Consider the following 23,019-nt stretch of genomic DNA (forward strand, 5'->3'; position numbering starts at 1 on the left):
GTATATATTGATTTTAATAATAAGACGACCAGTTGATTAACTTTGGTTAATTAATTATAGTTAACTAAAGTTAATCATAATTGAGGTGAGCTATGGGGAAGTTTAATCAGCGAGTGGCATTGGTTACAGGGGCATCGACAGGTGTCGGTTTTACTATTGCACAAAAGCTGTATTCACTTGGCGCGATAACGGTAATTACGGGGCGCAATGAGGTCGCTTTACAACAAGCCGCTAGAGAGATAGACCCAACAGGACAACGTGTCTATGCTATAAAAATGAATGTCGCAAATGCACAAGACTTTAAAACAACAGTCGAAAAAATTGAGCAACAATACGGTGTTTTGCACTATTTGGTGAATAATGCGGGGACCACTGGACCTCATGGCGTCAATATTGAGGATTATCCTTTAGAGGCTTGGCATGAGGTGATTGAAACCGATATAACAGGGACATTTCACGGTATGAAGTACAGTATTCCTATGATTTTGCGTAGTGGTGGGGGAGCTATCGTAAATTTATCAGCTTGCAATGGGGTAACAGGGATAGCGGGTATAGCACCTTACACTGCAGCAAAGCATGCGGTACTGGGATTAACACGTTCCGCTGCCTTAGAGAACGCTCAAAAAGGTATCCGTATCAATGCTGTTGGCCCTGGCTATATAGAAACACCGAATATTAGTGCATTACCACAGGAAACGCAGCAATGGATGGCTTCTACTCACCCAATGGGCAGAATGGCTACTCGGCTAGAAATTGCTAATGTGGTGGCCTTTTTGTTATCAGAAGAAAGTAGCTTTATAACCGGTGCATTTATTCCTATTGATGGTGGTTATACCGCGCAGTAATTCATAATCTAAAAGATATTATTGATTTAAAATGGAAGAGGTGAATAGTGACTTTTAGTATTTAAGTGATTGGTGGAGCTAAGCGGGATCGAACCGCTGACCTCTTGCATGCCATGCAAGCGCTCTCCCAGCTGAGCTATAGCCCCAAACAAAATCTTTTGGACGGGATGCATCATATTCAAGCTAAGTTAGAGTGTCAATAAAATAATAGGGTTTTAGGTTTAATTGCTGAAATATAGAACATTTTGCAATCAGTTGAGTGGAGAAGGGAGGATGAATCAGAGAATTGGCCCCCAATAAATTGAGGGCCAATAATATTAAATTATTGAGCAGAAGCTTCGCGTTCAGCGATAAACGCTAAGGCTTTCTCAATACGAGCGATAGAGCGAGCTTGACCGATAGCGTGAACGGTCACATCAAGGCCTGGAGACTGGCCAGCACCTGTCACAGCAACACGTAAAGGCATACCCACTTTACCCATACCCACTTCTAATTCAGCGGCAGTTGCTTCGATGGCTTGGTGAACATTTTCAGCCGTCCAATCAGTTATCGCAGCTAATTTATCTTTTACGACTTCTAAAGGCTGACGAGCAACTGGTCGCAAGTGTTTTTTCGCCGCATCAGCGTCAAATTCTTCGAAATCTTGGTAGAAATAGTGGCAAGATTCCGCCATTTCTTTTAATGTTTTACAACGTTCACCAAGTAATTTGATTAGATCAACTAATTGAGGTCCTGTGCTGGTATCAATATTCTGTTGTTCAATATGCCATGCAAGATAGGTTGCAACTTCTTCTGCTGGTAATGTATTGATATAGTGGTGGTTTAACCATTGCAGTTTTTCAGTATTAAACGCGCTTGCTGACTTGCTGATAGCGTCAAGGCTGAAATACTCTTTCATTTCTTCAACAGTGAAAATCTCTTGGTCGCCATGAGACCAACCTAAACGCACAAGGTAGTTAAGAAGTGCTTGCGGCAAATAACCGTCATCACGATATTGCATAACACTAACCGCACCATGACGTTTTGATAGTTTTTTACCGTCATCACCTAGGATCATCGAAACGTGAGCATACACAGGTACTGGTGCCCCTAATGCTTTTAGAATGTTGATTTGGCGAGGCGTGTTGTTGATATGGTCTTCACCACGGATAACGTGGGTAATTTCCATATCCCAGTCATCAATAACCACACAGAAGTTGTAAGTTGGTGAACCATCAGTACGACGAATAATTAAATCGTCCAGCTCTTGGTTACTAAATTCAATTGGCCCACGAATTTTGTCGTCAAAAATAACGGAACCTTCTTGTGGGTTACGGAAACGAACAACGTGCGGCTCATCAGGTGTATGGTTGTGTGCATGGTCACGGCAGCAGCCATCATAACGAGGCTTTTCATTATTTGCCATTTGCTCTTCACGTAACGCTTCTAAGCGCTCTTTCGAACAATAACAACGATAAGCGGTACCCGCATCTAACATTTGGTCAATGACATCATTATAACGGTCAAAGCGTTTAGTTTGATAGTAAGGGCCTTCATCCCAATTTAAATTCAACCAGTTCATACCGTCCATAATGGCGTCGATAGCTTCCTGAGTTGAGCGTTCTAAGTCAGTATCTTCAATACGCAGGACAAATTCGCCCTGATTGTGGCGACTAAATAACCAGGAATACAGAGCGGTACGTGCACCACCAACGTGTAAATAGCCAGTTGGGCTTGGTGCAAAACGGGTTTTGATTTTACTCATCGAGATTGCCTTAATTGCAAAACATGTTTTTGAAGCGCTTATCTGTTTACTGTTTAGAAGACTAAAAACAGGCACAATTAACTTGATGGCGAGTTTGATGTTCTAAGCAGTGAAATGTCTAAGCATTGCTAAAATGTATATCTATTCTATCATCCTACAATGATTCCTCAATCAAGTTATCAGGATAGAAGACAAGAAATTAGTTTGTTTCGCCAAATTTGACATAAATAAATACACTTTAAAAATAGTTTCTGTTTTTTTCTTAAAAGAATAAAGAGAAAATGATAGGTAATTGATTAAAAAGGCAGCTTTTCTGGTGAATATTGAAACATCTTGATTATTTTTGCAACGAACGAAAAAAATCTATTGAAAAAGCGTTGACTCAGAACTCAGTATCCCTATAATGCACCTCCATCGACGACGGGGCGATTAGCTCAGTTGGTAGAGCACCTCCCTTACAAGGAGGGGGTCAGTGGTTCGAGCCCGCTATCGCCCACCACCGTTGACGATGAAAAATAAATAATTGGGCGATTAGCTCAGTTGGTAGAGCACCTCCCTTACAAGGAGGGGGTCAGTGGTTCGAGCCCGCTATCGCCCACCAATTATTTATTATAATGTAGTATAAGTCATGAAGTGGGCGATTAGCTCAGTTGGTAGAGCACCTCCCTTACAAGGAGGGGGTCAGTGGTTCGAGCCCGCTATCGCCCACCACTTCATCAGTTACTTGCATTGAAACACAATTTAGATGGGTCGTTAGCTCAGTCGGTAGAGCAGTTGACTTTTAATCAATTGGTCGCAGGTTCGAATCCTGCACGACCCACCATCTAAGCAGTAAAAAATCAGATCTTCCAAGATGGGTCGTTAGCTCAGTCGGTAGAGCAGTTGACTTTTAATCAATTGGTCGCAGGTTCGAATCCTGCACGACCCACCATCTCAAGCAAATAATTCAATTTAACAACCACCTAAGTAAACACTCAGTCGTTAATCCATACCTCGACAAGCTGGTTGCAGGTTCAGCCCGTAGGGTAAATCCGAAGGATTTCAATCCTGCACGACCCACCATCTCAAGCCATTATCAAGCAAGTAATCCAATTTAACCGTCACCTAAGTAAACACTCAGTCGTTAATCCATACCTCGACAAGCTGGTTGCAGGTTCAGCCCGTAGGGTAAATCCGAAGGATTTCAATCCTGCACGACCCACCATCTCAAGCCATTATCAAGCAAGTAATCCAATTTAACCGTCACCTAAGTAAACACTCAGTCGTTAAGCCGTACCTCGACAAGCTGGTTGCAGGTTCAGCCCGTAGGGCAAATCTGAAGGATTTCAATCCTGCACGACCCACCATCTCAAGCCATTATCAAGCAAGTAATCCAAACTAATACTTAGCTAAGTAAACACTTAATCACTAAATAATACACATATTTTGTAAGTTACATTTTCTAAGTAACATGATAAGAACTTGGAGAATTATCGGCTACACAGCCCGCCTAATATGTGAAATAATTCAAGATGTACTTTGAAAAGCCACTTAGTTTTTATGTCTATATTCCAATATGGCATTAGCAGGATATATTTTAAAATATAATGACGTCATTTAAGCATAAATGAATGGCTAATTACTCTTCAATAGAATGGACGAGTAATTATCATTTTTTATAAATAGCTTTCATTATATCGTAAATATAAAAATCTGTAATTTAGCTATAAATGCTTAAATTGTGTTTATTTTTAAAATTTTGTATTACCCTTCATCCTGAAAAAAACAGAAACCAGTGGAATCAAAAACAGACCGTCGATGAAAGTTATTTTTCATAATTTTGTGATATTCATCTAGTAAAATGAATAATAAGCTTTCTTAACGTTATGGTTTTGTTATGTTTGGTACTTGTAGATAATAAATCCATCTCTTGCTACTTTAAAAATTTAGTAATTTACTAATTGTAACAGTTTAACTGGCTTTTTAACGTACTGATATTTTGCCGAATTAGAGAGTTTTAGAGATAAAATTGACTGTTTTTACCATTTTTTACATAAAAGTATCATTTATAGTGGGTTTATCACTTTTCATCGAGTTTAATTGTATCAATAACATTAATATTGTTACAGTGTTAAATAATTCTATTTATTTCCTTTATTTTTAGGTTATACATCGGCTACATAGGTCTTTTTTAGATGAATATTCCAAGGATTTAGGCATATCCTCTGGAATATTACTATGCAGTGATACACACGTTGCGTGTAACTTTGTGATATTAAAGTATTATTTTGATTTTAAACACGAAATGTATAGCATGAAATACTTTGTTACATAGTTGCAATGTCAATTTAGGACTAGTTGAAACTAATTATAAGGGTAGTATATCATTCTGTTAGATATATGCTGAATCGTCTGTAGCATTATCAATGTTATACACATAAATATAAAAAATAAAATATGTAGATAATTATCTGCTAATTTTTATTTCCTTAAATATAAATTGAAGCGAGAATGTTTATGAACACGAAATATCCTGTCGCTTGTGCAGTTGGACAAAAAATAAAAGCCCTTAGAAGAGCTCAAGGCTTTACTGTTTTTCAGTTAGCTAAAGAGATAGATATAAGTGAACAGCAGCTATTTCGTTACGAGCGTGGTGTGAATCGTATCGATATAGATTGTCTAGTTCGAGTATTAAAAGTTTTAGACGTTAACATGGGTGAGTTTTTTAGTGAAGTCCTGCAAGAGGATACTCAAGTAGATGAGAGCACGGGTAATAAGGGGTTTGAAAGCTCTGCATATACTCTGGTGTAACTAAATATCTATATTGTTTTAGAATGAAACGTAATTCGCTTTAATTCTTAATTGTTTCAATTAGGAACATAAATTAAATATACCTGCTATTTATAGCTTAAAATGACAATAGCTGTTTTTATCTTATGTTTCATTAAAGAACAAATAAAAGCCCGAAAGGGCTTTTATTTTTGTATCCTTGAAATAATTATAACTTAAGATTTTACTCAACATCTAAGAAAAATATTGGGTAAGATATTTATGCTCCGTTAACCTTCCTGCTCTTTGATTGGCTCTAATATTACGGTTACGATACGTGTGCCTATCATCTCTCCAATTCTTAATTGCAGTTGATCTAATTTTATGATGGTATCTTGCAAAGGTTCCGATATAGAAGCGTAAATAAATTGGTTAAGAGTCCTTTCATCACTATTATCAATTTGGATACCATAAGATGAGTAGATCTCATTTAATCGAGTCGTTCCTTTTAGACTTAGCCCTGTATCGGGAAGTTCAATAGGAGTGTGTTCAGAGATGTTTTTTTCTGAAAAAAGGCGTTCAAGAAAAATACGATTTTCAGGTTTAAGAACAACGAATAAATGGTCTTCAGCATGAAAGGTAGTTGAACCCCTTGGAGGTAAAACACTTTTTTCACGCGTAATCATTGCAATGACAGTTTGGTCAGGTAATGCAAGTTGCGATAATCGGCGACCCACTGCAGAGCAATCCTCTCCTAATGTATATTCCACTAAATCTGCGTCTATTTGTTCTACTGCGGTAATATCTAAAGTGGCCGCAGGGATCAATGGAGGTGGCTGCATTAAATTTAATTTACGTGCAACGTAAGGCAAGGTTGAGCCTTGTAAGGTTGCTGAAATTAATACCACAAAGAAAACCACGTCAAAAATTAAATGGGCATTAGGTAGCCCGTAGATAAACGGGAAAATAGCAAGAATAATAGGAACAGAGCCACGTAACCCTACCCAAGAAATTAATGTTATTTCAGGTTTAGGGAAACCAAATAATTTTAGAACAGGTATTACAGCCAATGGCCTCGCGATAAACGTTAAGACCAGAGCAATAATTAAGCCTTCAAGCCAGACTTCAATAAGAGAACTTGGGTTGACAAGTAACCCTAGCATAACGAACATGATAATTTGGCTTAGCCATGCTAATCCATCATGGAACAAAAATGTATTGCGTTGAAAAACAAACCGATGATTACCAATCACAACACCAGTGACAAAAATAGATAAAAACCCACTGCCTTCTAAATTACTGGCGAGACCGAAAGATAGTAGTCCACATGCCGCGACAAGCACAGGATACAAACCAGTAGCTAATAGCTTAATCTTATTGATAATTTTGACTGAAACCCAGCCAACGCTCAAGCCAACAACAGTACCTATTCCCATTTGGCTAAAAAACAGCAGAATTAATTCACTACCTGAAGCTTGTGGGTTCATTAAAAGTTGTAATAAACCAACAGTTAAAAATATGGCCGTAGGGTCATTTGTTGCACTTTCTATTTCTAAAGTGGATTGCAATCGTTCATTTAAATAGATCCCCGCGTTGCGCAGTAAGGAAAAAACGGCGGCGGCATCGGTAGAACCTACTATAGCGCCTAATAATAGCCCTTCAAGCAGAGGAACGCCGAGAATATAGGCAGCAGCGAGACCTGTTACACCTGCGGTGACAAGAACGCCTAATGTTGCTAGTGTAAAAGATGGTTTCCAAACTAGACGAATTGATTTTACTGATGTTTGTAGACCCCCATCAAATAAAATTAAAGCAAGGGCGAGAGAACCAACGGCATAGGAAACATTCACGTTATCAAATGTAATCTTACCTATCCCGTCTTCGCCTGCTAACATGCCAATAAACAAAAACATGACTAGCATAGGTAAACCGAGCCTAGCAGACAATTTGCTAGAGAAAATTCCCAAAAGAATGAGTATAGAAATCAATAAAATGAGTTGTTCAATAGTTGGCATAATCAGTTTAATCTGTAAGTGAATAAAACGCTGACGATGCATCGTAAAGCGCGCGTAGAAAGCAAAAAATGAAAAAACAGCAAGACGACTAAATATACATAGAGAATAGATTATTTTAGCGAAAAGCTGATAATATCCATTAAAAAGTATATCTACATGATTATAATATAAATAAATTTAAATAATTTGATTATTTATCGCATTTTTTATTATTAAAGTGAGTTAAATCACGTAAAAAAACGATAAATTTGAATAAGTAAGCACCGCAGTTCACTTTATTTTTAATTTTTTAACTAAAGATAATTTTGAAATGAGGGACATAAGCATTGAGGGGAAAAATAGGCACTTATAAAGTAAGCTAAAAGAGAGAAGGCCGAATATTCTTTCGACCTTCACGATCTAATTAATGGAAGCGCGCTTTTTTCGCTAAATAGTCACCAATAAATTGCATGCCTTGTACGATAATTACTAATGTAACAACGGTGATAGCCATTGCGACATTATCAAAACGTTGGTAGCCGTAGTTTAGAGCTAAGTCACCAACGCCACCACCACCAACGGCTCCTGCCATCGCGGTTGCACCGACTAAAGTAATACTTGCAGCGGTTAAACTTAAAATTAATGATGACTTTGCTTCTGGTAAAATAAAATGCCAAACAATTTGCCAATTAGTCGCTCCCATAGAATCAGCCGCTTCAATAATACCCGAATGTACACTGAGTAATGAATTTTCAACTAAGCGTGCGGTATAGGGCGCAATAAAAATGACTAATGGCACTATTGCTGCAGTTGTTCCTATTGAAGTTCCCACCATAAAGCGTGTGAGAGGGATCATAGCAACTAATAAGATGATAAAAGGCAGTGAGCGAATAATATTAATAATCGGGTTCACTATACGATAAATACATTTATTTTCCCAAATACCGTCTGGTCTCGTTACAACAAGTACGATACCTAATAAGATCCCAAATATAGAACCTAATACGAGCGCAACGCTAACCATCGTAAAAGTTTCTGACATCGCTAATAAAAACTGTTTAGTTGTTAAAGCGGTTTCGAATAATTGTGTCATAGTGCCCCCTTATTAACTGCAACTCCACGTTGGCGAAGAAAAGAAACTGCATCTTCAATTTTTTCTTTATCACCAATAAATTGGACAAACATGCTGCCTAGCACGACACCACTGATCTCTTTCATATTGGCAAACAAAATATTTATTTTGACAATTTCTTTCAGTATTAACTCATTAACAACAGGTTGTTGCGCAGAGGACCCTAAAAATTCAAGACGATAAACATCTTGTTGGTGTTCTAAGTTATGTAGAACGCGTTCTGGAATTTCTTCATTTAACACTGTCCCTACAAATTTTCTGGTTGTGTCTTGATGAGGATTTGCAAAAATATCAAGTACAGTTCCTTCTTCGACAATTTTTCCTGATTCCATAACGGCTACACGGTTACAGATTTCTTCAATGACTTCCATTTCATGAGTTACGAGCAAGATAGTAATATTTTGCTCTTGATTGATTTTTTTTAATAATTGCAAAATTGAGCGAGTTGTTTGCGGGTCAAGGGCTGAAGTGGCTTCATCACATAACAAAATTTGTGGGTTATTGATCAAAGCACGAGCAATACCAACACGCTGCTTTTGCCCACCGGATAGCTGCCCAGGGTATTGGTGTTTTTTATCGCTAAGTTCGACATATTCAAGAATGCTATCAACTCGCCGAGTGATTTCTTGTTTATCGACACCTGAAAGTAATAAGGGCATCGCAATATTTTGAGCAACAGTTTTAGTTTCTAGCAAATTGAAATGCTGGAAAATCATACCAATGCTTTTTTTATGTGAACGAGTTTCTGCAGGGGTATGTTCAGCAATATTCTGGCCATTAATAATAACTGCCCCACTGGTTGGTTTTTCTAATTGATTCACCAAGCGGATAAGTGAACTTTTACCCGCTCCGCTATAACCAATAAATCCAAAGATATCACCTTTATTGATATGCAAATTAATGTCTTGCAATGCAACTAAAGACTGCCCATCTTTTTCATAGACTTTTTGAATATTTTGAAAGGTAATCATGATTTACTCTACATTATCAGTTAATTGCACGCGTTCTGAAGGTGGTGCAGCGGGTTGCCACTCATCACCTAATAATTCAGCTTCTTGGCTATTTTTGACTTGCTCAAGGTGTTGTTCTTGATGACTCAAGTACAATTGAGCTGCAATATGGTCAGCCAATCGTTCTGCCCCAACATTAGTTCCGGGGATTAACCCTATAACAGGCCCCATACTGAGCGATGCACTTAAGTTAAAAAAATATAACTGATTGATTTTTAGTGTGTCTTGCTTGTGTTTCGCTTGAAATTCAAAGTGATTACCTAAATAAGGATGTGAAGCTAACTCTGTATTTTCTTCATGAATGGATGGCGTGTATGCATCTCCCCACGTTTTAACTAGCGGTGATAACCGATGAAAGGCGCTGTGCTTGGCCCAATTAATCCGATAACCAGTTGCCAAGATCAAATAATCTAATATAAATTTACCTGTCGTTGTCGTGACATGTAACTTTTTGTTTTTTAATTCAATAAATTTAACTTGAGTATTGAAATTGAAATAAGCATTCTCATGACGAGATACTCTTAGTGTGCTTCCGTGGGGCGCTGGTGTTTTGGCTTTGGCTACATAGTCCGTGTAATGCCATTTTTGAGCATCGGTAAAATAGGCATATGCATTGGTAAAACCTGCGCTTCCAGCAACTTTCCCTCGGTTTACACGAGGCATATCGCTAGCACGAATTAAAATTTCAACCGAATTAGCACCATTTTCTAATGCCGTTGCTGAACTATCCATAGCACCTGCACTATAGCCAACAACACCAATGTCTAAACCTTTAAAGCGACGATAGTCAGTACCTGCATATGAATGTTCCCAATAATTCGTTGGGATGTCATTCATAAAGCTAGGGATATTAGCTTCACTAAAAGACTCCATACCAGTCGCTAAAATTACATGTTGCGCTTGATAACTGACCGTTCCTTCTGGGGTATCAAAAATTAATTCACGGTAGTTATCATTTAATTGCACATCCACTAACCGATATTGATTAAGCACATAGGGTTCTGTCATGGTTTTATACCACTGCAGATATTCTCCCCACTGCAAACGTGGAATTTTATCGAGTTCATCCCATTTTTGAATGCCAAACTGGGCTTTAAACCAAGCTTGAAAAGTTAAAGAGGGGGATGCAAGCGCAGGGCCAACCACATGTTTTGGGGAACGCAATGTTTCCATTAATGCAGGGCTTTGCCATGGGCCTTCTTTGCCAGCAGGGGCTTGGTCGAAAACAATTGCATTGATACCACGTAATTTCAGAGCGAATGCGGCTGTAATACCTGACATACCCGCACCAATGATAGCGACATCAATAATTTGGTTTTCAGGGTTATTTTTTGATAATGACCAAGACGTTATTGGTAAATTTAAATACTGCAAATCTTGTTTTATTTGCGCTTCTAATGCCTCTAAACCCATAATCAGTTCCATTGAATTACTCCTTATCCTCTACTATTTCAAAGGGCTCACCCAGCGATAACATTAAGCGGTTCGCCCATGAAAAGAAGGCCGTTGATTGAACTAAATCAAGTAATTCAAGTTCAGATAAACCCAAGTTTTGTAACTCTTCAATTTGTGATGGTGTGGCTTGGATGGGGGTTGCAGATAAAGAGGCGACTAAATCTGTGATGGCTAGGAGTCTGTCATCAAAACCTTCAGCAAGTACTGAACCCGTCGCAGTTGCTAGTAATTTATCAACATCAGCACGTCGTTCTTTTGCATACTGACTGGCTTTTCTAGCATGTACAGAAGCGCAGTATATGCAGCCATTAACTTTACTCGTTACCGCCGCAGCAAATTCACGTTCCCAGCGGGGTAACCCTTCTGAGGTATAAAACACGCCTCGGTCAACTAAAGTTCGTAATTCTAAAATTTTGCTTTGATGTGCGAGTAGTAAAAAATATTCAGAGTTTAATTGGCCAAATTTTTTCATAACCTGAGCTTCTTCAACAGACAATGTCTTCGCATCCCTTGCTGAAATCCAAGCTTCCCATCCTAAGTTATCTTGTGTAAAAGAGGTTGGAGAAGAGTTCCCTTTTCGGGTTAATAGTTGATGGTTCCATTTACCAGCCACAACTTTGGACGAATTACTTGTAAGGCTGCTATTATCTGTCAGTAAAAGGATCCCTTCGATTAGCCGAGCTTGATAGGTGACATAAGTTATTAATTGGGCAAGTAAAATGATGTCACTCTCTTGCCAACCTTGTTCAGTTAATGCAGCAATTAATTGGTAATGGGTGTCTTTAGGTGATTGCGTTAAAATTTGCAGATATTCTTTTGCTGTGGAAAGTGGTTGGGTAAGAGGTTCATCAGGAATTGAGTCTATTAATTGCAAATAAAATTCAGCGAGACGGGGACTTCCCGTTATTTTCGCGACTTCATGAGCAAAATAATATTTCACATCATTTGTGAGAAGTGTCGATGGCGTAGAAAAAATAGCTTCAAATACGGCTTGAGTATTTTCAGTCGCGACTGAGCGTTCATGGCGAATTTTAGCTAGATTGGAATCTGGTGTTAAATTAGTTAAATAATTAATTACATCATTATAGGAAATAGTCATAAAGCAACTCACTTTTTTTAAACGTTTTTATCTCCTTCATTACATATCAATCACATCACTAATCGAACGATCTATTTGTTATATATTTATAACCAAAAAGAATTACAAGTGACTCTTATATTACTTTTGTATTAAGTTATAACGATATAGTCTAAGTTGTGTTCTTTAATTATGATTATACTGCCCAAAATATCTTTACAGGGTTGTTACATATGTTAAAACAAAAAATAATAGGCTTATCTTTAATTACTACTGCTTTAGTTGTGTTGGCAGGGTGTGGCGATAATAGCGAAAAAGATAATCCTAATAAAAAACAAATTACAATAGGCTTTGGTGTTGGCAATTATATTGACCAAGTGGATAAAGGTATTGTACCGATTTTAGAAAAAAAAGGTTATATCGTTAATTTGCGCCAATTTTCACAGAATAGGCAAATAAACCCTGCTTTTGAAGAAGGCTCTATTGATGCTTCTGTAAATCAAAGCCGTGCCTATATGGAGGCTTATAACAAAAAAAATAATATTAATATGGTGGCATTGACAGACTCACCGAGTGCGCCTCAAAGCCTGCGGTCAAATAAACATAAAACGCTGGATGATGTGAAAGATGGTATGATTGTTGCGTTATCTAATGACCCCGTTAATGCAGAGCGTGGCGCTAGGATCCTGGAAAAGTTAGGTTGGATTACAATTAAGCCTGATGTGAGTACATTAAGTTTTAGTGTTAATGATATCTCCCCAAATGAATATAACTTAGATATTCGAGAAACCGATGCGGCTCAAGGGTTGCGATTATTAGATGATGTTGATTTTGTTGTTGTGAATGGTAACTATGTGGCAAGTGCTGGCCAACGTATTGCTGATGGTTTAGTTGTAGAAAACTCACCGCTAGAGCATCGCGTTATTGTGACTGTCATGCAAAAAGACCTAGATGCTCAGTGGGCAAAAGATTTGAAAGAAGCTTTTGAATCTAAAGAGTATGCAGATTATATTCGTTCTCAGCGTATTTATGATGGTTTTATTGAACCTGACAGCTGGAACAAATACCCTAAATAAAATCCTAGTCTATTTTTTTATTATTAATATTATGTTAACCACTAATTTTTATTAATTAGTGGTTTTTTGCTATAAAAGATAAATATCTTACTGATTTAATATGAAAAAGATTCGTGTTGAATTTGTAGACAACAGGATGTTTTTTCGTTATTTAATAGGTTAGGAAAGGCATTATAAAAATAGTCTGTAGATAATTTTATTTAGAAAATAGAACTGACAGGGGGAAATATGAGCAATGAATTAATTGATGCATTTAATGTAATAAAATCTAAAAAATGGGTTGATTTGACACATAGCTTCGATAAAGACTCACCGCATTTTTTTATGTTTGACTCTGCTGAGTTTAAAACATTATTTGGCTATCCAGAAGGTTTCTTTGCACAGCAATTTACATTTCCAGGACAATATGGCACCCATATTGATGCTCCCTGTCATTTCGTTGAAGGGAAACGTTATTTACATGAGCTTGAATTAAAAGAACTTGTTCTGCCATTGATTGTTATTGACCAGTCTGAAAGGGCAAAAGAAGATCCTAATTTTGCATTTTCTCTTGATGATGTCCTTAATTTTGAAGCGAAATATGGCCGAATTGAATCAGGGAGTTTTGTTGCATTACGTACTGACTGGAGTAAACGTTGGCCATCACAAGAGCTGATGGATAATAAAGATGACGAGGGCAATAACCAAATACCGGGTTGGGGAATGGATGCACTTAAATTTTTATTTGAAGAACGCGGAATAAAAGCGATTGGCCATGAAACATTTGATACTGATGCAGCAAAAGATTTTCGAAAAAATAATGCGTTACTTGGTGAGTATTATGTATTAGAACAGGATACATACCAAGTTGAATTACTGGCTAATTTGGACCAAGTCCCCACTCGTGGTGCTGTAATTTTTAATATTGTTGCTAAACCAAACAATGCTAGTGGTTTTCCTGTTCGTTCTTTTGCAATACTGCCATAGAATTTATAATTATAACCAATCTGCTAATGTAATAGCAGATTGGCTAAAACGACTATAAAGCAAATAAAATCCATGCAGCAGCTAATAACATACACAAGAGTGCTACAACTCCCCCTGATTTAGAAAACTCACCAAAAGAAATTTTTACGCCATATGCCGCTGATTGTTCGACCACGATAATGCCAGCAAGACTACCGAAAACCAGTAAGTTGCTTGAAAAACCAGAACCCAAAACGAGAGCTGCGCCTAACGAATCGGCATTACCTTCAGGTGTTAAGAAGGGAACGAGTAACATGACTGAGGGGTTGTTTCCAACGATAGTACTTAGAACACCAGTAACTAAAAATAGAGCTAATGGATTGTTGAGATCCACACCATAGCTTCGCAAATCAGTTAATAATTGCTGAGGAAGACCTGTGGCGGCAAAAGCGGCATTGACGACAAATAATCCCATGATGAGTAATAAAAGATTGCCATCGACGAGTTTAAGCATATCACTCGAGGCAATGGATCTATTTAATAATAAAAATCCAGCAGCCGTTAATGCTATAAGTTCTTTAGGAATATCAGTCACAATAAAGGTAATGATAACTGCGAAAGTAATAACGCCAGCTTTTGCTGTTTCCCATACATTTAATGTTTCTTGGGTGGTTTGAGGGGGAGTTGATAGCGCATTTTCTTTAGTCAAATACCAACGATTACGATATAACCAAACAAGTACCAACCATGTTAATGGTAAGGAAAGCAGGGCTGGTATTGCAGACGCCTGTAATAAGCCAACAAACGAGATATCGAGTCCTTGCGCTGCGATCATATTCTGTGGGCTACCAATTAATGAGCCCGCCGCTCCGTTATTAGCCGCGAAACAAAAGCCAAGTAAAAAAGGAATTGGGTTTAAACCGCGAGATAAACTAATTGATACTAATAATGGTGTCATAGCGACAACAACAACATCATTCGTGAGCAATGCAGAAAGAAAGCCGCCGACAAGAATTAAAACAGCCAGTAATATTGGTGGTGAAACTTTTAGCATCGCCACCCGGTTTGCGGTCCAGCTATAAAAACCAGAAACAACAAAAGAAGCAGAAACGACCATAAGCCCAAATAACATACCAATAGTTCGGTAATCAATAGCATTCCATGCATGGGGAGGGGTAATACTATCGATAGCCATCATAGCTAAGGCACCAATAACCGCAGCGCCAGTTCTATCAACTTTGAAGCCAGGTAGCTTACCAAAGCCCATCGCAATATAAACCAAAAGAAAAACAATAACGGTTAACGTCATGATATTCACATTTTAATTAAGAAAATTAGATGTAATTTATCGGTGAACACCTGATGAAGCAAGGCTAAATAATGTATTGATAATAATGCGTTGCTGTTGGTTCTATTTAAGACTATCTCAAAAAGACGGTGGCTATAATGAAATAGATAATACGTTTAGTAATTTTATTACAAAATTGAGAAATGATCTGTGCGGGTGAGAAAATGTTGGCAGTTCACTGGGTAGAAAAAGATAAATAGAAAATAAATTGTGATGATTGTCACCAATTGAAGATAAATTGTGATTTTTTCTTTGTGATTAAAATCACGAAAAATGTTTTTTTAGTGCAAAAAAAGAGCAATGTAATTTAGTAACACGATTTTTTTGTGATCTTTGTCAATATAAAGATGGGGTAAGTAGGGGGTGGATGGTGATGATGGTCACAAAAAGGCCCGCGTGGTGCGAATCTGATCAAGCTCATGCTAGAGTGAAAGTGTTGAAAAAATCACAGACGTTATTTGGCGATAACGTTACAACTTTATCATTTTCGTACCACGGGGTTCTGTCATGGTAACATCAAATATCAAATTAAAGGTACAGAATTTTGGGCGTTTCCTCAGTAATATGGTTATGCCTAATATCGGTGCCTTTATCGCTTGGGGATTAATAACGGCGTTATTCATCCCAACTGGCTGGTGGCCTAATGAGACATTAGCTCAACTTGTTGGCCCTATGATCACTTATTTATTACCACTATTAATCGGTTATACTGGTGGCCGTTTAGTTGGTGGAGAGCGGGGCGGAATAGTCGGCGCAATAACAACAATGGGGGTAATTGTTGGTGCTGACATGCCAATGTTTATGGGGGCAATGATTGCTGGCCCATTAGGCGGATATGCAATAAAACGTTTTGATTTGTGGATAGAAGGCAAAGTTAAAACAGGTTTTGAAATGTTGGTGAATAATTTTTCCTCCGGCATTATCGGCATGTTATTAGCCATTTTGGCTTATTTAGCTATTGGGCCTCTTGTTGCAGGGCTATCCAAAATATTGGCAGCAGGCGTGAATGTGATGGTGGAGAATAATTTACTTCCACTCACGTCTATTTTTGTTGAGCCCGCCAAGATATTATTTCTAAATAACGCGATTAACCACGGTATTTTCTCACCCTTAGGTATTCAACAAGCGACTGAAACTGGCGCATCTATTTTCTTTCTTATTGAAGCCAACCCTGGACCGGGTTTAGGTGTTTTACTTGCTTACATGTTTTTTGGTAAAGGAAATGCGAAGCAATCTGCACCAGGAGCCGCAATTATTCACTTTTTTGGTGGGATACATGAGATTTATTTCCCCTATGTCTTAATGAACCCTCGGTTAATTCTTGCAGTTATTCTGGGTGGGATGACAGGAGTGTTTGTTATGAACCTTTTTCATGCAGGGTTAGTCTCTCCTGCATCACCGGGTTCAATATTTGCAGTTCTGTTGATGACGCCTAAGTCATCATTGGTCGGTGTGATTTTATCAGTCACCAGTGCGACGTTAGTTTCCTTTATTGTTTCCGCGATTTTATTAAAGAAAACTCGCATAGGTGATGATGATGAGCTCGAAAATGCTACGAAAAAAATGCGTAATATGAAATCGCAATCAAAATCATCGGCAGCAGTAGAAATCAATCAAAATACCTCTGTTAATTTAGCAGAAGTACGCAACATTATTGTAGCTTGTGATGCAGGAATGGGTTCTAGTGCCATGGGAGCAGGGGTATTAGCTAAAAAGGTGCGTGATGCGGGCTTATTAGGAATTTCTGTTACGAACATGGCAATTAACGACCTGCCGGATAACGTTGATATTGTGATAACGCATAAAGATTTAACACAAAGAGCGAAAACATTTGCACCAAATGCAATGCATATATCGTTGACTAATTTCCTAGATAGCCAAACGTATAATGATCTTGTAACAAACTTAATAGCTAAAAAAAATCCTAAAGCAGCAAATGATGGACGACTGATTAAACAAACGATTATTGCAGCAAATGATGAATCCTATGAAATGGAAGATCATGATGATGCGATATTTACATTGAGTGCAAAGCATATTCATTTAAACCTATCTGCACAGAATAAAATGCAAGCCATTCAATTTGCGGGGCAAAAATTAGTTGAGGGTGGATATGTTGAGCCTGACTATATTGAGGCGATGTTAGCTCGCGAAAAACTGACTTCAACCTATCTAGGTGAATCTATTGCTGTTCCTCATGGCACCATAGAAGCAAAAGATCGAGTATTAAAAACTGGCATTGTTATTTGCCAATATCCTGAAGGCGTACAATTTGGTGAAGAACCTGATGAAATTGCCCGCTTAGTTATTGGTATTGCAGCACAAAATAATGAGCACATTGAAGTTATCACACGAATTACTTCCGCTTTAGATGAAGATGGGGTTATTGAGCGTTTATGTGAAACCCAAGATGTTCAGGAAGTACTCGAAATTTTAGCGTCTCAAAGTGCAGCATGAGGAGAATAATAATGAAAGTCATTCATTTTGGTGCAGGAAATATAGGCCGCGGTTTTATTGGTAAATTATTAGCAGACGCAAATTCACAAGTAACTTTTACTGATGTCAATCAGCCATTAATTGACCAATTAGCACATCAACAATCTTATAATGTTCATGTTGTTGGTCAGGAAAATCGTATTGAGAAAGTCCAACACATTCACGCTGTTAATAGTAATGACCCTAAAACGATAGAGTTTATTGCAACAGCAGATATGCTTACAACAGCAGTCGGGCCACAGGTGCTGGAAAAAATTGCCTCAACGATAGCTAAAGGCATTATTCATAGAAAATCGTTGGGAAATAACCAGCCGCTCAATATTATTGCATGTGAAAATATGGTAAGAGGAACTAGCCAACTAAAGCAACATGTATTGGCTCAATTGCCTGAAGAGTTGCATCAATGGGTTGAGCAGCATATTGGCTTTGTAGACTCCGCAGTTGACCGTATTGTTCCTCCGATGGATGCAGCGAATGATGACCCGCTTGACGTTACTGTCGAATCCTTTAGTGAGTGGATTGTTGACCAGACACAATTTGTTGGTGATATTCCTATTATCAATGGAATGGAATTAACGGATAACCTAATGGCATTTGTTGAACGCAAACTATTTACGTTAAATACAGGCCATGCGATGACAGCGTATTTGGGACAATTATATGGATACCAAACAATTAGTGAGTCAATTGGGGATTTGAGGATCCATACTGTTGTTAAATCGGCTATGCAAGAAAGTGGACAAGTTTTAATTCAACGTTATGGCTTTGATTCACAAATACATAATCAATACATAGATAAAATACTAAGTCGCTTTGCAAACCCATATTTAAAAGATGATGTTAGTCGAGTAGGGCGACAGCCTATGAGAAAGTTAAGTTCTAATGATCGCTTAATTAAGCCGTTGTTAGGCACATTTGAATACCAATTACCAAATGAAAATCTGATCATAGGAATTGCTGCCGCATTGCATTTCAGATGTGAAGCTGATCCTCAAGCAAATGAAATGGCAAAGTTAATTGCTGACAAAGGTATATATCAAGCGGTTGTTGAGCTTTGTGGGTTAGAGCAATATCCCGAGGTTGTTGATAGAATCTGTTCCCAATACCAGTTATTGATATTGAGTAACAAGTGATATTACGGATAATAGATTGATTAATTGAGGTTCAGTCACTTTATGGCTATCTACAGTATGATAGTAAGTAGTATAGCTATAAAGTGATAAAAGAAGCTAATATGGAAAATAAACAAAACATTGAAAATCAGATTCTTGAGCGGTTAAATCAACGGCCGGAAGTAAATTTATTTGTTCAAGAGGTCGTTCTTTTAATTTCACAAGCTATTGATAAATTAATGTTAAAAGTTTTTAGAAAGGATGATTATGCGGTAAAATATGCAGTTGAACCACTTTTAACTGGAAATGGGCCATTAGGAGAGTTATCGGTTCGTTTGAAACTTCTATTTGCATTAGGGGCGATTTCTCGTGAAACCTATGAAGATATAGAATTATTTCTTGCTTTGAATGAATCGTTATCAGCAGAAAATTTAAATATAAATTTTACAGATGATGAAATTTTAGGCAGTATTAAAATGCTTCATTGTATGGAACCTTTACCAGAAATGATGAGATTCAATCAACCAGAGGATCTTGTCGATAACCAATTAATTGAATTGCAAAAACACCGTTTTCAACAAATGATAAAATCATCGTTAGTATTATCTGTAACTGCTTTAATTACCCAAATTATAGAAACCGATGTATTTTAAAATTGTAAACTCAATTCTCTGATATTTTATTGTTTACTTATCAAAGTAAATATGTATGAAATAATGCTTTATTATCCGACTATCAATAGAATATAGAATGAATATTATTGTTGCACATGAAATCACCACTGAAGATAAAGAAGAACTACTTGCAGGGTTACGTAGTTTTAATATCCAATATTTGAATGCAGAACGTTTTAGTGAGTTAGGCGTTTATTTTAAAAATGACTCTGGTGTTATGCTTGGTGGATTACTGGCTTCTGTAAAGGCAAATTGGCTTTGTATCGATTTTTTATGGGTAAGTGAGGACGCCAGAAAAACGGGATTAGGCAGTAAATTGATGTATACCGCTGAACGAGAAGCAATAAAATTAGGGTGTATTCATAGTTTAGTAGATACATTCAGTTTTCAAGCCTTACCCTTTTATGAAAAATTAGGATATGTAAAACAAATGTCCTTGCCTGATTTCCCAGAGACAGGCATGGAAAGGCATTATCTCACTAAAACTGAATTATCATAATCATATTTACTGCATTTAATCTGCTGTAAGTTGACATTGTTGTTATCATTTAAATTTATTTTGTGCGGCTAGCATTTGATACACGAAGAGAAGATATGAAAGTTTGTATTATAGGAACATCTGGAGCAGGGAAGACGACGTTATCTGCCAAGTTATCTGATGAATTTAACACGCCCGTGTATGGTTATGATGAGATTTATTGGGATAAAACTCAGCAGGAATATATCAAAAATCCTCAACCTATTATTAACGCCTTAGTTTCAGCGATAACGTCTAAAACGGAATGGATAGTTGAAGGTGCTTACGATAGGCGTTTAATACCATTTTTTAACGATTGTACGCTGATTATTCGCTTAATTATACCTTATCGTATTTGTGTCTTTAGAATTGTAAAACGATACCTTTCATCGAAATTTACAACAATGGGGCCTAAAGAAACGCTTTTTAATATGATTGAACTGCTACGCTTTGCAAAGCAATTTGATAAGAGACTTGATGATTTCTTTGCTAAAAATCCTTTATTTGCATCTAAAGTCATCATCATAGATAACTCCGAACAATGTATTGATACGATAAAAAAACATTTAGAGCAAATAAAATAAATAGAGTTGGTTTACTACCAAGCACCTGCCTTTATAACTAATCTTTGCGATAATTTTATTTAAGATGATTAAGTTTGGGTTACTACCAACCGAGGCTTATGCGAACACAGCGTTTGTGTCTATGGTACTTCTTATTTTCTTAATGTTTAGATATTGTTTGATTGCTGATCTGAACTTACAAACTTATATAGGTCTAAAACTTAATATAAGTGTAAATATGAGGTATGACATGAGGCTGTTTATAATAGTTTTTGCAGTAATGCTTTCCGCTTGTGCATCTTCTGGGCGTGAGTTAAGTAAAGAAAATCCTAAAGATGACCCTTACGTTGATAGCACATTAAACAGTATTAAAGCTGGTCAGAATATTCAAATAGAGCGGAAAATGCGACGAGGATATTAATCTAGCAATAGAATAATTAATAATAAACTAAGAAGTTTGCCTATGAAGTGCCTTCTACTAATCGTTGGGCAACTAATTACTGGGGGGCATTTCATCGTTATAAATTTTTCTTTTTGGCGATTTAGTATTTTAAAAGCCAAGACATAGGGCCGTTGTTGACATATGAAGATACAAACCTTAGGTATCGGTTAATTCGTATGCTTTTTTTGTGTCTTGCTGTTTCGATTTGGCTTGTATTTCGCTTTATAGGGGGGATTGAGTATGAGTAGTAGACATGACTAGCTTGATGAGGTTTTTGTTTAGGTGGGAATAGCTGGGTTTAGCTTGCTGTGGTGTCCCCTGCAGACTTCGAATTTAACTATTAATTACATTGATAATAAAAGATATTATTATGTTCGAAAAATATAGAGGCCCCCAATTGAGCCCCTAAACGTATTTGCATTGATTTTGAAGTCGAACAGGGTACTTTTTATCCCATCCTAAATTATAGTTTGGGTTCGTAGCACGGAATCGTACTTGTTACCATCTTCAAGTATGTTTTCCAACATCAGGTTGAATGATTTTAGCATAATTTTATTGTATAAGTACCTCTATTGATAGTGGAGGACTCTCATGGAGATCGTTAAGATGATCTCCAACGTAAGCTTGATTACGTTATAGATATAGGACGAAGGAATGTAAGGGGAGATGACTTACTTAACGCTTTATCTTTTAAAGAAACTCTTTTGTGCTATTCAGCACATGAAAACCTAATTCAGTTAAGATCCAACTGTTAGATATGTGCCATTGGATTAACTCCTTTTTTTCCAGTGATCTGAGCGTTCTTTTATTACAGAGTGGGCCATAATTGAGTTTTACATTACCCAATGTTTTTAGTTGTCGTTCTGATAATTTCATGATGTTAACCGTATGGTTAGGTTGTTTATAACGCACTGTGGCTATAGTTGTTCACGACCAGAAAAATGCGCATGCATTTGCTCTGTGAGTACCCATAACGCTTTATTGAGCTTAATATCCCCATCAATCCCATTCACTGAACGCGTGCGAGCGCGTTTACCTTTCGCATTTCTGCCTGATAATCCCCCTTTAATTAAATTTTCTTGTAAACGTTGATACACTGTCCAAAGATCGTCCTTCTTATCTTCTACACGGCGTGGCTGTAATACTTGCGTTTCTGTGATCGGCTGATGCGCTTCACCATAACGATATGTGAGAGCAGATTGAGCAAAGATGTGTTGTGCGGGTGGCGGTAATATCAAGCTTTGCATTTCTTCGCGTTTATCTGCGATGGCATCGAAGGTACCTAATACTTCATAAGCCCCTTCAATGACTTTATTCACCACATCGCCCTTGTGCGGCACTCTTACTTCACCAAACGCGTCACCGCAAACGAGGCCATTACAGCAAATGGCTCTAAAGAAGCCGGGTAACATTTGATAGCTACTCGATCCATCATGGCTATTGAGTAAGATGATTTCAGGCACTTGTATACCCGTGATTTGGTCATGACGACGTAACCGTAACATATGCTTGGTGTACTCTCGACGGCTGGCATCGCGTACACGAGTCTGGCAAGCGAAGAACGGGTAGAAACCTTCGTTTTGAAGACTATCGAGTAAGGTAATGGTTGGTATGTAAGTATATCGGTCACTTCTGGATTCGTGTTTCTCTTCAGAGAAAACACTCGGTACAGTACGAAACAATTCTTCAATGGTTAACGGGCGGTCACGACGAATGCTATTTGCCGCACCAAAGCGAGAAGCTAAACGAGACATAGGGGGTCTCCTCAGTGATAACACTGATAAATTAAAATAAGATAAAGGAAATAAGTGAGGTGATAAGCTGGTGGACGCTGTATTAA

General features: G+C 37.6%; 18 protein-coding genes and 6 tRNA genes. 15 read left to right on the forward strand and 9 right to left on the reverse strand.

The annotated features are described in order from the left end of the window. The first annotated feature begins 92 nt into the window (after positions 1 to 92). On the forward strand, positions 93 to 845 hold the full coding sequence (locus tag FVA72_RS08295; RefSeq protein ID WP_110591947.1) for an SDR family NAD(P)-dependent oxidoreductase: 753 nt from the start codon (positions 93 to 95) through the stop codon (positions 843 to 845). Positions 846 to 915: 70 nt separating this feature from the next. Here the strand turns inward: FVA72_RS08295 and FVA72_RS08300 are convergent. Both FVA72_RS08300 and gltX read right to left on the reverse strand, forming a co-directional pair. Further along, a tRNA-Ala gene (locus FVA72_RS08300) sits at positions 916 to 991 on the reverse strand. A 176-nt stretch (positions 992 to 1,167) separates the two neighbouring features. Beyond that, positions 1,168 to 2,589, reverse strand: a complete 1,422-nt coding sequence (gltX, locus tag FVA72_RS08305) for a glutamate--tRNA ligase (RefSeq protein ID WP_110591946.1) — start codon at positions 2,587 to 2,589, stop codon at positions 1,168 to 1,170. A 423-nt stretch (positions 2,590 to 3,012) separates the two neighbouring features. On the opposite strand from gltX, the gene FVA72_RS08310 reads away from it, so the two are divergent. The 6 genes from FVA72_RS08310 (at position 3,013) to FVA72_RS08335 (ending at position 5,379) form a co-directional block, all read left to right on the forward strand. Beyond that, positions 3,013 to 3,088 (forward strand) — tRNA-Val (locus tag FVA72_RS08310). A gap of 26 nt (positions 3,089 to 3,114) precedes the next feature. Next, positions 3,115 to 3,190 (forward strand) — tRNA-Val (locus FVA72_RS08315). A gap of 34 nt (positions 3,191 to 3,224) precedes the next feature. Beyond that, positions 3,225 to 3,300 (forward strand) — tRNA-Val (locus tag FVA72_RS08320). A gap of 36 nt (positions 3,301 to 3,336) precedes the next feature. Next, positions 3,337 to 3,412: transfer RNA gene (locus tag FVA72_RS08325), tRNA-Lys, on the forward strand. A gap of 32 nt (positions 3,413 to 3,444) precedes the next feature. Next, positions 3,445 to 3,520 (forward strand) — tRNA-Lys (locus tag FVA72_RS08330). Positions 3,521 to 5,085: 1,565 nt separating this feature from the next. Next, positions 5,086 to 5,379: a helix-turn-helix domain-containing protein gene (locus FVA72_RS08335; protein ID WP_036959042.1), complete on the forward strand. Its 294-nt coding sequence runs from the start codon at positions 5,086 to 5,088 to the stop codon at positions 5,377 to 5,379. A 248-nt stretch (positions 5,380 to 5,627) separates the two neighbouring features. On the opposite strand, the gene FVA72_RS08340 is transcribed toward FVA72_RS08335, so the two are convergent. From FVA72_RS08340 to FVA72_RS08360, 5 genes are all read right to left on the reverse strand, one after another. Further along, positions 5,628 to 7,394 (reverse strand): potassium/proton antiporter, encoded by a 1,767-nt coding sequence (locus FVA72_RS08340; RefSeq protein ID WP_227528923.1) that lies wholly within the window; start codon positions 7,392 to 7,394, stop codon positions 5,628 to 5,630. Positions 7,395 to 7,755: 361 nt separating this feature from the next. Next, positions 7,756 to 8,424, reverse strand: coding sequence for a methionine ABC transporter permease (locus tag FVA72_RS08345; RefSeq protein WP_110591945.1), 669 nt, complete (start codon positions 8,422 to 8,424; stop codon positions 7,756 to 7,758). Continuing rightward, the gene (locus tag FVA72_RS08350; RefSeq protein WP_004264860.1) at positions 8,421 to 9,434 is read right to left on the reverse strand and encodes a methionine ABC transporter ATP-binding protein; all 1,014 of its coding nucleotides are present in this window, start codon (positions 9,432 to 9,434) and stop codon (positions 8,421 to 8,423) included. Before FVA72_RS08350 ends, FVA72_RS08345 begins: the two co-directional genes overlap by 4 nt. 3 nt (positions 9,435 to 9,437) lie before the next feature. Continuing rightward, a complete protein-coding gene (locus FVA72_RS08355; RefSeq protein WP_137018943.1) occupies positions 9,438 to 10,898 on the reverse strand; it encodes an FAD/NAD(P)-binding protein in 1,461 nt (486 codons plus the stop codon). A gap of 4 nt (positions 10,899 to 10,902) precedes the next feature. Next, on the reverse strand, positions 10,903 to 12,027 hold the full coding sequence (locus FVA72_RS08360; protein WP_004264858.1) for a CMD domain-containing protein: 1,125 nt from the start codon (positions 12,025 to 12,027) through the stop codon (positions 10,903 to 10,905). 212 nt (positions 12,028 to 12,239) lie between these two features. Here FVA72_RS08360 and FVA72_RS08365 point away from each other — a divergent pair, with 212 nt between their 5' ends. Continuing rightward, positions 12,240 to 13,082 (forward strand): MetQ/NlpA family ABC transporter substrate-binding protein, encoded by an 843-nt coding sequence (locus tag FVA72_RS08365; protein ID WP_110591944.1) that lies wholly within the window; start codon positions 12,240 to 12,242, stop codon positions 13,080 to 13,082. Between the two features lie 228 nt (positions 13,083 to 13,310). After that, positions 13,311 to 14,048 (forward strand): cyclase family protein, encoded by a 738-nt coding sequence (locus FVA72_RS08370; RefSeq protein ID WP_110591943.1) that lies wholly within the window; start codon positions 13,311 to 13,313, stop codon positions 14,046 to 14,048. 52 nt (positions 14,049 to 14,100) lie between these two features. Here the strand turns inward: FVA72_RS08370 and FVA72_RS08375 are convergent, their stop codons facing one another. Then, positions 14,101 to 15,336, reverse strand: coding sequence for an SLC13 family permease (locus tag FVA72_RS08375; RefSeq protein WP_110591942.1), 1,236 nt, complete (start codon positions 15,334 to 15,336; stop codon positions 14,101 to 14,103). A 546-nt stretch (positions 15,337 to 15,882) separates the two neighbouring features. Here FVA72_RS08375 and FVA72_RS08380 point away from each other — a divergent pair. From FVA72_RS08380 to FVA72_RS08405, 6 genes are all read left to right on the forward strand, one after another. Continuing rightward, positions 15,883 to 17,832 (forward strand): PTS mannitol transporter subunit IICBA, encoded by a 1,950-nt coding sequence (locus FVA72_RS08380; protein ID WP_110591941.1) that lies wholly within the window; start codon positions 15,883 to 15,885, stop codon positions 17,830 to 17,832. An 11-nt stretch (positions 17,833 to 17,843) separates the two neighbouring features. Beyond that, positions 17,844 to 19,004: a mannitol-1-phosphate 5-dehydrogenase gene (locus tag FVA72_RS08385; RefSeq protein ID WP_036958981.1), complete on the forward strand. Its 1,161-nt coding sequence runs from the start codon at positions 17,844 to 17,846 to the stop codon at positions 19,002 to 19,004. A 101-nt stretch (positions 19,005 to 19,105) separates the two neighbouring features. Beyond that, on the forward strand, positions 19,106 to 19,636 hold the full coding sequence (locus FVA72_RS08390; RefSeq protein ID WP_036958979.1) for an MltR family transcriptional regulator: 531 nt from the start codon (positions 19,106 to 19,108) through the stop codon (positions 19,634 to 19,636). A 97-nt stretch (positions 19,637 to 19,733) separates the two neighbouring features. Then, a complete protein-coding gene (locus FVA72_RS08395; protein ID WP_094963173.1) occupies positions 19,734 to 20,156 on the forward strand; it encodes a GNAT family N-acetyltransferase in 423 nt (140 codons plus the stop codon). Between the two features lie 95 nt (positions 20,157 to 20,251). After that, complete coding sequence (locus tag FVA72_RS08400) at positions 20,252 to 20,758, forward strand: AAA family ATPase (protein ID WP_094963172.1); 507 nt, start codon at positions 20,252 to 20,254, stop codon at positions 20,756 to 20,758. A 229-nt stretch (positions 20,759 to 20,987) separates the two neighbouring features. Continuing rightward, the gene (locus FVA72_RS08405; protein WP_153673958.1) at positions 20,988 to 21,158 is read left to right on the forward strand and encodes a hypothetical protein; all 171 of its coding nucleotides are present in this window, start codon (positions 20,988 to 20,990) and stop codon (positions 21,156 to 21,158) included. Positions 21,159 to 22,096: 938 nt separating this feature from the next. Here the strand turns inward: FVA72_RS08405 and FVA72_RS08410 are convergent. Beyond that, positions 22,097 to 22,933 carry a DUF932 domain-containing protein gene (locus tag FVA72_RS08410; protein WP_137018945.1) on the reverse strand — a complete coding sequence of 279 codons (837 nt, stop codon included), beginning with the start codon at positions 22,931 to 22,933 and terminating at the stop codon, positions 22,097 to 22,099. Positions 22,934 to 23,019: the final 86 nt, after the last annotated feature.

Origin of the sequence: Providencia sp. PROV061 (genome assembly GCF_011045655.1) — a bacterium.
Lineage (GTDB): Bacteria > Pseudomonadota > Gammaproteobacteria > Enterobacterales > Enterobacteriaceae > Providencia > Providencia hangzhouensis.

Bases quoted from the DNA above. Each gene is read 5' to 3' on its own strand.
- FVA72_RS08295 (WP_110591947.1), top strand. From the start codon at position 93: ATGGGGAAGTTTAATCAGCGAGTGGCATTGGTTACAGGGGCATCGACA.
- gltX (WP_110591946.1), bottom strand. From the start codon at position 2,589: ATGAGTAAAATCAAAACCCGTTTTGCACCAAGCCCAACTGGCTATTTA.
- FVA72_RS08335 (WP_036959042.1), top strand. From the start codon at position 5,086: ATGAACACGAAATATCCTGTCGCTTGTGCAGTTGGACAAAAAATAAAA.
- FVA72_RS08340 (WP_227528923.1), bottom strand. From the start codon at position 7,394: ATGCATCGTCAGCGTTTTATTCACTTACAGATTAAACTGATTATGCCA.
- FVA72_RS08345 (WP_110591945.1), bottom strand. From the start codon at position 8,424: ATGACACAATTATTCGAAACCGCTTTAACAACTAAACAGTTTTTATTA.
- FVA72_RS08350 (WP_004264860.1), bottom strand. From the start codon at position 9,434: ATGATTACCTTTCAAAATATTCAAAAAGTCTATGAAAAAGATGGGCAG.
- FVA72_RS08355 (WP_137018943.1), bottom strand. From the start codon at position 10,898: ATGGAACTGATTATGGGTTTAGAGGCATTAGAAGCGCAAATAAAACAA.
- FVA72_RS08360 (WP_004264858.1), bottom strand. From the start codon at position 12,027: ATGACTATTTCCTATAATGATGTAATTAATTATTTAACTAATTTAACA.
- FVA72_RS08365 (WP_110591944.1), top strand. From the start codon at position 12,240: ATGTTAAAACAAAAAATAATAGGCTTATCTTTAATTACTACTGCTTTA.
- FVA72_RS08370 (WP_110591943.1), top strand. From the start codon at position 13,311: ATGAGCAATGAATTAATTGATGCATTTAATGTAATAAAATCTAAAAAA.
- FVA72_RS08375 (WP_110591942.1), bottom strand. From the start codon at position 15,336: ATGACGTTAACCGTTATTGTTTTTCTTTTGGTTTATATTGCGATGGGC.
- FVA72_RS08380 (WP_110591941.1), top strand. From the start codon at position 15,883: ATGGTAACATCAAATATCAAATTAAAGGTACAGAATTTTGGGCGTTTC.
- FVA72_RS08385 (WP_036958981.1), top strand. From the start codon at position 17,844: ATGAAAGTCATTCATTTTGGTGCAGGAAATATAGGCCGCGGTTTTATT.
- FVA72_RS08390 (WP_036958979.1), top strand. From the start codon at position 19,106: ATGGAAAATAAACAAAACATTGAAAATCAGATTCTTGAGCGGTTAAAT.
- FVA72_RS08395 (WP_094963173.1), top strand. From the start codon at position 19,734: ATGAATATTATTGTTGCACATGAAATCACCACTGAAGATAAAGAAGAA.
- FVA72_RS08400 (WP_094963172.1), top strand. From the start codon at position 20,252: ATGAAAGTTTGTATTATAGGAACATCTGGAGCAGGGAAGACGACGTTA.
- FVA72_RS08405 (WP_153673958.1), top strand. From the start codon at position 20,988: ATGAGGCTGTTTATAATAGTTTTTGCAGTAATGCTTTCCGCTTGTGCA.
- FVA72_RS08410 (WP_137018945.1), bottom strand. From the start codon at position 22,933: ATGTCTCGTTTAGCTTCTCGCTTTGGTGCGGCAAATAGCATTCGTCGT.